Below are 8,550 nucleotides of genomic sequence, written 5' to 3' on the forward strand. Positions count from 1 at the left end.
TTATAGCAACTTAAGACTTTCTGTAAAGAAACCATAAAATAATCCTAATCTTAAAGAATCTAATAAAAGTACTAAAAATTTCTTTTTCCTTTCAGATCTAAAATTTCTTCTTAGAGCTATTAAAATCTCGATAAAAACTACTGATAAGAAGGCAGCTACAGGATCCATGATTTCCACAACAGCACTTACCATCCCAAGAGAACTTCCAATGAAGTAGCCAATTAAAAGTGTAATTAATGAAATTGAATATCTTCTCCATGGATTATTAGCCCAAATACTTAATGTCTGAATATTTTCCACAATTTTTAGCTGAAATTTTGTCTTTTGAGGTTTAACAACCATTTTGTATTAAACTAAGCTGCTTCGGAGTTTGATTGAATTTTAGTATTTCTTTCTATTAATTCAAGCAATGCTTCCATCTGAGCCATTAATCCTCTTAACTCGCTTGGTTCTGGAAAAAGATCATCTTTTTTTATTCCTAAATGAATTTCTCTGAGCTCCTGTCTTAAATAGCGTATGTGACTAATGACATTCTCCCTTTTAGTTTGCGACATGATATAAAATTTGACATAAACATCTTAGGAGAGAATATTTTTGAAAAGGAGAGATTGCATATTTTTGATTGAGAATGAAGACAAACTACCTAACAACAATTTGAAAAGATTATGAAATTAAAATTTCCATATCCTTGAATATATTTACTTAATACTAATATCAATTTTAAATAATTTACTTGAAGCTTTATTATTGGAATATATTGGCTTTTCTTGATATGAAATTCATTTCTGAAAATCAAATAAGTGAGGAACTAGTAAATTCTTTTGATGAAGAAATGACCCTTGAGCTCGCTAAAAGGCTAGAGGAAGATAACTATAATACTCCGTTTGATGGTTTAAAAGACTGGCACTTACTAAGGGCTCTTGCAATCAATAGACCTGAATTAACAACTAATTACATCCATCTTCTCGATCAGGAACCTTTCGATGAAAACTAAAAGTAAAGACTCCAAAATAAAGGTTCTTTTATTAATAACGGGGAGTATTGCAGCTGTAAGAATTCCATTATTAGTTAGCCAATTAGCGAAAGAAAATTATGAAATAAGATGCGTTTTATCCAAAAATGCAGAAAAATTAATAAAGCCGCTTTCTCTTTCTATTTTAAGTAGAAACCCTTGCATTTTAGAAAATGATCAATGGTCTGACAGACAATCAACACCTCTTCACATAGAACTAGGTAATTGGGCTGATATTTTAATCATCGCCCCTTTAACAGCGACAACATTAGCAAAATGGGTAACTGGAAATGCTGAGGGATTGATCCCAAGCATCTTAATAGCAAATATAAAGCCAATTATTGTTGCACCAGCAATGAATACACAAATGTGGCTAAATAAAGCTGTCCAAAAAAATTATGAGAATTTACAGAATTTCGAAAATGTTTTGTCTTTGCAACCAAGTGAAGGCCTTTTAGCATGCGATGCTATCGGCATCGGCAAGATACCTCCAAATGATCTAATCCAATTAGCTCTTGAATTTATAGCTTCGCTCAAAGAAAATGAATATCGCAAAGATTTACTTAATAAAGAAATTTTAATAACTGGAGGGTGTACCTCAGAGAAAATTGACGCGGCAAGACACATTACTAACAAAAGTTCTGGAGCTATGGGCTTACTTCTTTCTCAAGTAGCAAGGTTCAGAGGAGCACAAGTAAAATATGTTCATGGTCCTCTGAAAATCGAAAAGAATCTTACTGATGGAATAAAAAGATATGAAATTGAAACTAGTGTTGATTTAATTAGGGCACTTAACAATGAAATATCAAATTGCGATTATTTTTTCATGAATGCAGCAGTATCTGATTTCAAGGTAACCTCTGATACTTCAGCTAAAATTCCAAAAAATGAAATTAATGCTCATTTGAATCAAAACTTTGAACTAGTCCCAGATATTTTAAAAACAATTAGTAAATCAAAAAAAGATAACCAAGTGTTTGTAGGCTTTTGTGCTTTTACAGGATCTATAGAAGAAGCACGAATGACAATTAAAGAAAAGATTATCCAAAAGGGTTGTGATTATCTATTCGCAAATCCAATTGATCTTGAAGGTCAGGGATTTGGCTTTTTGGCACAAAATGAAGGTTGGCTATTCGATACTAATAATATGGAACACTACATTAACAAAACATCCAAAATTGATTTAGCAAATAAATTAATAACCCAAATTATTTCATTAAAAAAATAAAAAAACATTTTTTATTTGTATTTTTTTGTAATCTTAATCATTAAAAATAATGTGATAGCTTACAATAATTCCAGTTTTTTAAAATCTAAAAAGCTACGGGTTGTTTCGAGGATTTAATAGTTCTGTCTTTTATGGTCCTTTCCCCTGTAATATCCGTACTGAACTTATTAGATGACCTTTAATCTATCGTCACAGAACTTTACTGCAACTTTAATTATGAGAATTCGTTCTTTCTTAGCTTTTGTTATTTCAATTTGTATAACTTTTGCTTTCGTACCTGTTAAAACATTTGCATTTTCTGAAAGAGGAAATGCACAATTCACAGATGTTGTTAACACAGGAAAAGCTAATGATTGCCCTACATTAGACTCATCTCTTGTCGGATCAATATCTCTAGGGAATGGAGATAGCCTTAAAGGAATATGCATGCATCCAACAGAAGTTTATGTAAAAGTGCCAGGGACAAAACGAAAAGCTGCAGAATTTGTTTCTACAAAAATTATTAGTCCCAGAAATAACACCACAGTGACAGAAGTTTATGGAGATATAGATTCAGGAACTTTCACTGAAAAGGGTGGCATTGATTTTCAACTTATTACTGTATTAACACCTGGCGGTTTAGAAGTGCCATTTGCATTCTCAGCAAAAGATCTCACAGCTGATTTACCTTCATCTATTGAGCCAGGCACTGAGGTTAGTGGTTCAACATTTACACCTAACTACAGAACTGGTGACTTTCTAGATCCTAAAGCAAGAGCTAAAAATACTGGTGTTGAATATGCTCAAGGTTTAGTTGCATTAGGAGGAGATGACGAAGAACTTGCAAAAGAAAATATTAAAGTTGATGTAAATGGTACTGGCGTTATTACTCTTTCAATCAACAATGTAGATTCTGATACAGACGAATTTGCTGGTACTTTTGAAGCTATCCAACCTTCAGATACAGATATGGGTTCAAAGGATCCTCTTGATGTAAAAATAATTGGGGAGCTTTACGGAAGAAAAGCATAAATCCTACTCAAGAGAAAAAGGGGGTAAAACCCCTCTTTTTTTTTCAAAATTTTTCTTTATCAATTTAAAAAATGGAATTACAACAAAAAACTAAAACAGATATTAATGGACTAATACCGCCTTATGGAGGGGAATTAAAAAATTTAATTATCAAAGATAAAAACCTTAAAAATGATCTTATCTCGAAAGCTACTTATGAGTTTGAATGTAGCGATAGAAATGCATGTGATGTAGAACTTTTGATGGTTGGAGCTTTTTCTCCTTTGGAAGGTTTTATGGATGAAAATAATTACAATTCGGTAATTAAAAATAATAGAAATACAAACGGGTTGCTTTTTGGCTTGCCTATTGTATTTGATTCAAATAATGAAAAAGTAAAAGCCGGAGAGACAATATTGCTTACTTTTAAAAAACAAAAAATAGCAGTTTTAGAAGTTAGCTCTAAATGGGAGCCTGACAAATCCTTAGAAGCTGAACTTTGTTATGGTACTAATTCTTTAGATCATCCTGCGGTTAAGATGATTTTTAACGAGAGAGGGAGATTTTATATAGGAGGAAGAGTTTATGGTTTCGAACTACCAATTAGAGAATTCCCCTGCAAAACCCCAGAAGAAGTAAGATCTGCACTGCCATCAAATCATGATGTAGTTGCATTTCAATGCAGAAATCCAATTCATAGAGCACATTATGAATTATTTACTAATGCCTTACTTTCAGAGAATGTCTCCTCTAACTCAGTTGTTTTAGTTCATCCAACTTGTGGGCCAACTCAACAAGATGATATCCCTGGAAAAGTTAGATATTTGACCTATAAAGAATTAGAAGAGGAAATATGTGATGAAAGAATAAAATGGGCTTTTTTACCCTATTCAATGCATATGGCAGGGCCAAGAGAAGCTCTTCAACATATGATAATCAGAAGAAATTATGGCTGCACCCACTTTATTATTGGTAGAGACATGGCTGGTTGTAAGTCGTCATCAACCGGTGAAGATTTTTATGGTCCATATGACGCCCAAAATTTTGCTAATGAGTGTGCAGATGAATTGATGATGCAAACTGTTCCTTCAAAAAATTTAGTTTATACGAAGGAAAAAGGATATATTACTGCTGAAGAAGCCAAAGAATATAATTATGAAATTATGAAACTTAGTGGTACTGAATTTAGAAAGAAATTGAGGAATGGCGAACCAATTCCTGAATGGTTTGCATTCAAAAGTGTAGTAGATGTTCTAAGACGCTCCTAATATTGTTTTATTATTAGTATTATAGATTTATTAAAGATTTTTTATCGTGAACAAACGTTGGAGAAACGTAGGACTTTATGTCCTAGCTGTTATTACTGTAATTTTCATTGGTACTTCAGTTTTTGATAAACCCAGTACCGAAAGTTCTACAAAGACCTTGAGATATAGTGATTTTATAGAGGCAGTGCAAGATAAAGAAATCAGTAGAGTCCTAATATCTCCAGATAATGCCACTGCTCAAGTTGTTGAAAATGATGGGAGCAGGTCTGAGGTCAATTTAGCCCCTGACAAAGATTTATTAAAAATATTAACTGAGAATAATGTTGATATAGCTGTAACTCCTACAAAATTATCCAATCCATGGCAACAAGCTGTAAGTAGCTTAATTTTCCCAGTACTTTTGATTGGAGGCCTATTTTTTCTTTTCAGAAGATCCCAAAGTGGTAATGCTGGAGGTGGTAACCCTGCGATGAGTTTTGGCAAGAGCAAAGCTAGACTGCAAATGGAACCATCTACACAAGTAACCTTTTCAGATGTTGCTGGTGTTGAAGGTGCAAAACTAGAACTCACAGAAGTTGTAGATTTTCTTAAGAGCCCAGATAGATTTACTGCAGTCGGAGCAAAAATTCCAAAAGGAGTTCTTCTTGTTGGCCCTCCTGGTACGGGAAAAACATTGTTAGCAAAAGCAGTAGCTGGAGAAGCAGGTGTACCTTTTTTCTCAATATCTGGTTCAGAATTTGTAGAGATGTTTGTAGGTGTTGGAGCTAGCAGAGTTAGAGATCTTTTTGAACAAGCTAAAAAGAATGCCCCATGTATTGTGTTTATTGACGAAATAGATGCAGTTGGAAGACAAAGAGGTGCTGGTATGGGTGGAGGAAATGATGAAAGAGAACAAACATTAAATCAACTACTAACCGAAATGGATGGTTTTGAAGGCAATTCAGGAATAATAATAGTTGCTGCCACCAACAGACCAGATGTTTTAGATTCAGCTTTAATGCGCCCTGGAAGATTCGATAGACAGGTAACAGTAGATAGACCAGATTATGCTGGAAGATTGCAGATATTAAATGTTCATGCGAAAGATAAAACTCTTTCAAAAGACGTTGATTTAGATAAAGTTGCTAGAAGAACACCAGGATTCACCGGTGCAGATTTAGCTAATCTTTTAAATGAAGCAGCAATACTAGCAGCTAGAAAAGATTTAGATAAAGTAAGTAACGATGAAGTCGGTGATGCCATTGAAAGAGTTATGGCTGGCCCAGAAAAGAAAGATAGAGTCATAAGTGACAAGAAAAAAGAATTAGTTGCTTATCACGAGGCTGGTCATGCACTCGTTGGAGCATTAATGCCTGATTATGATCCAGTAGCAAAAGTTTCTATCATTCCAAGAGGACAAGCTGGAGGTCTAACCTTCTTTACTCCAAGTGAAGAAAGAATGGAATCTGGTCTTTACTCTCGTTCTTACCTTCAAAATCAAATGGCTGTAGCTCTTGGTGGAAGAGTTGCTGAAGAAATAGTCTATGGTGAAGAAGAGGTAACGACCGGAGCTTCAAATGATTTACAACAAGTTGCCAATGTAGCAAGACAAATGATCACTAAATTCGGTATGAGTGACAAAATAGGTCCAGTCGCTCTAGGTCAATCTCAAGGTGGAATGTTTCTGGGTAGAGATATGAGTTCTACAAGAGACTTCTCTGAAGACACAGCCGCAACAATTGATGTAGAAGTTTCAGAACTTGTTGATGTTGCCTATAAGAGAGCTACAAAAGTATTAACAGATAATAGAACTGTTCTTGACGAAATGGCTCAAATGCTAATTGAAAGAGAAACTATAGACACTGAAGATATCCAAGACTTGCTCAACCGGTCAGAAGTTAAAGTAGCGAATTATATCTAGTTTAAATAATAAATATTAAATGAATATAAAAGAAGATTCTTTTTCTGACATGCTTCTAAAAGAATCTTTTTTTTTACTCGTAAAACCGGAAGATAATATTTACTCAAATACTTCTATAAGAAATTCATTTTTTGAAGAATTAGGTAGCTTAGTAAAATTAGGATTAAAAAATATTGAAATAAGTTGGTCAAACAACGAAAAGTGGTTGGATTTTGTATCCGAAATCAAACTCAATTTTCCACAAATTAATTTAGGCTCTGCCTCCATAGTTAATAAGCAATCAATAGAAGATTCATTAAAAATTGGATTAAATTTTTCTATGATGAAATTTTGGGATAAAGATCTTTTTAATTATTCGAAGTCAAAAAATTTTTTATTAATACCCGGAATTAAAAATTTAAAAGATCTTGAGGAAGCGATAAATTTAAATTGCAACATTATCAAAATTTATCCAATAAAAAGTAAAGCTAGTTCCATAGATATACTCAACTTTGAAAGTATTGATTTCATTGCTGCTGGAGGCCTATCAATCAATGATGTAAAAACTTATAAATCTTTAGGATATAAAGCAATCGTGATTGGAGATAAGGGTATTATTAAAAAAAAATTTGATCCAAAAATATATGAATGGCTCAAAAATAATTAAATCAAAGATAAATATAATTTATTTAACAAAACTACTAATTATCGATTAAGCCACATTGAGCTTGATTGAGTAATAAATGATCAGCAAGTACTAAAGCCACCATAGCATCAACCATAGGAACTGCTCTTGGTAGAACACATGGATCATGTCTCCCTTTTGCTTTCATCAAAACTTCTTTTCCTTCAGCATTCACTGTTTTCTGTTCTTTCCCAATAGTTGCCGTAGGTTTAAAAGCTATCTTCATCTCAATATTTTCGCCATTACTTATTCCTCCCTGTATACCTCCTGAATTATTGGATATTGTTCTTAACTTTCTAATATCAGCAGATTTAATGAAGACATCATTATGTTCGCTTCCTTTTAAATAAGTTCCAGAGAAACCTGAACCTATTTCAAAGCCTTTCGTAGCAGGCAAAGACATCAAAGCCTTTGCTAAATCAGCTTCTAATTTATCAAAAACAGGCATTCCAAGACCAGAGGGAACATTTCTTACTAAACATTCAATAATACCCCCGCAAGAGTCTCCTTGACGCTTTAATTCCTTAATTCTCTCGATCATTTCTGTTGATACCTTTTCATCAGGACATCTAACAATATTAGAATCTATTTTTTTGAGAGAAATCTTCTCTTTATTTATATCAGAATCAATATCATGTATACGCTTTACCCAAGATAGTATTTCAGTGTTAGAGAAGGTTTTTAATAATTGTTTTGCTACAGCACCAGCAGCTACTCTCCCAATTGTTTCTCTAGCAGAGGCTCTTCCACCGCCAGAACTTGCTTGAATTCCATATTTCAGATGATATGTACCATCTGCATGAGAAGGTCTAAATACCTGCTCCAAATTATTATAATCTCCTGGTCTTTGATCCTTATTTCTTACCAACATTGCTATTGGAGTTCCAAGTGTTAACCCTTCCTTTATCCCACTTAATATTTCAATTTTATCTTCTTCATTTCTGGGTGTTGTAATGTCACTTTGGCCAGGTCTGCGCCTATCTAATTCATTTTGTATCAAATCTATATCTATTGTTAACTTAGGGGGACATCCATCAAGGATAACTCCCACTGCACCACCATGTGATTCTCCAAAAGTACTTACACGAAAAATTTTTCCAAAACTACTACTCATAGAAATATCAAATGTTTTATTTATATATAAACATTATATAAAACCAATTGAAAATTAAACAAAAAAAAGCCCCCAAAAAGGGGGCTTGTAAGTTTAAGAACTTTAAGCTTAACCGATAGCTGGAGCTGAAAGAGCTACTGTTGTAGACTCAGCTGCTGCTAGATCAAGTGGGAAGTTGTGAGCGTTACGCTCGTGCATTACTTCCATACCTAGGTTAGCTCTGTTAAGAACGTCACCCCATGTAGGAACAATCTTACCGTTTGCATCAACAACTGACTGGTTGAAGTTGAAACCGTTAAGGTTGAATGCCATTGTGCAGATACCCATTGAAGTTAACCATACACAAACAACTGGGAATACAGCTAGGAAGAATT

9 protein-coding genes and 1 pseudogene are annotated in these 8,550 nt (G+C 33.7%); 6 read left to right on the top strand and 4 right to left on the bottom strand.

What is annotated here, in order from left to right; genetic code table 11:
- Positions 1-342: a DUF565 domain-containing protein gene (locus tag EU98_RS04565; protein WP_032515711.1), complete on the bottom strand. Its 342-nt coding sequence runs from the start codon at positions 340-342 to the stop codon at positions 1-3.
- Positions 343-353: 11 nt separating this feature from the next.
- Entirely contained in the window at positions 354-554 is a 201-nt protein-coding gene (locus EU98_RS04560; RefSeq protein WP_032515712.1) for a hypothetical protein, read from the bottom strand.
- A gap of 218 nt (positions 555-772) precedes the next feature.
- Between EU98_RS04560 and isiD the strand changes: the two genes are divergently transcribed.
- The 6 genes from isiD to EU98_RS04530 all read left to right on the top strand — a co-directional run bounded on the left by isiD (position 773) and on the right by EU98_RS04530 (position 7,044).
- The gene (gene isiD, locus EU98_RS04555) at positions 773-994 is read left to right on the top strand and encodes a protein IsiD (protein ID WP_032515737.1); all 222 of its coding nucleotides are present in this window, start codon (positions 773-775) and stop codon (positions 992-994) included.
- Positions 984-2,240 (top strand): bifunctional phosphopantothenoylcysteine decarboxylase/phosphopantothenate--cysteine ligase CoaBC, encoded by a 1,257-nt coding sequence (coaBC, locus tag EU98_RS04550; RefSeq protein WP_032515713.1) that lies wholly within the window; start codon positions 984-986, stop codon positions 2,238-2,240. Before isiD ends, coaBC begins: the two co-directional genes overlap by 11 nt.
- A 216-nt stretch (positions 2,241-2,456) precedes the next feature.
- A complete protein-coding gene (locus tag EU98_RS04545; protein ID WP_025890347.1) occupies positions 2,457-3,251 on the top strand; it encodes a photosystem II manganese-stabilizing polypeptide in 795 nt (264 codons plus the stop codon).
- 71 nt (positions 3,252-3,322) lie between these two features.
- On the top strand, positions 3,323-4,498 hold the full coding sequence (gene sat / locus EU98_RS04540; RefSeq protein ID WP_032515714.1) for a sulfate adenylyltransferase: 1,176 nt from the start codon (positions 3,323-3,325) through the stop codon (positions 4,496-4,498).
- A 46-nt stretch (positions 4,499-4,544) separates the two neighbouring features.
- Positions 4,545-6,398, top strand: coding sequence for an ATP-dependent zinc metalloprotease FtsH (gene ftsH, locus EU98_RS04535; protein WP_032515715.1), 1,854 nt, complete (start codon positions 4,545-4,547; stop codon positions 6,396-6,398).
- Between the two features lie 19 nt (positions 6,399-6,417).
- The gene (locus tag EU98_RS04530; protein WP_032515716.1) at positions 6,418-7,044 is read left to right on the top strand and encodes a bifunctional 4-hydroxy-2-oxoglutarate aldolase/2-dehydro-3-deoxy-phosphogluconate aldolase; all 627 of its coding nucleotides are present in this window, start codon (positions 6,418-6,420) and stop codon (positions 7,042-7,044) included.
- Between the two features lie 34 nt (positions 7,045-7,078).
- Here the strand turns inward: EU98_RS04530 and aroC are convergent, their stop codons facing one another.
- Together aroC and EU98_RS04520 are read right to left on the bottom strand one after the other, a co-directional pair.
- Positions 7,079-8,176 (bottom strand): chorismate synthase, encoded by a 1,098-nt coding sequence (gene aroC / locus EU98_RS04525; protein WP_032515717.1) that lies wholly within the window; start codon positions 8,174-8,176, stop codon positions 7,079-7,081.
- Between the two features lie 108 nt (positions 8,177-8,284).
- A pseudogene (locus EU98_RS04520) lies at positions 8,285-8,550 on the bottom strand (photosystem II q(b) protein); the annotation flags it as partial.

Origin of the sequence: Prochlorococcus marinus str. MIT 9314, assembly GCF_000760035.1 — a bacterium.
Classification (GTDB): Bacteria; Cyanobacteriota; Cyanobacteriia; order PCC-6307; family Cyanobiaceae; genus Prochlorococcus_A; species Prochlorococcus_A marinus_B.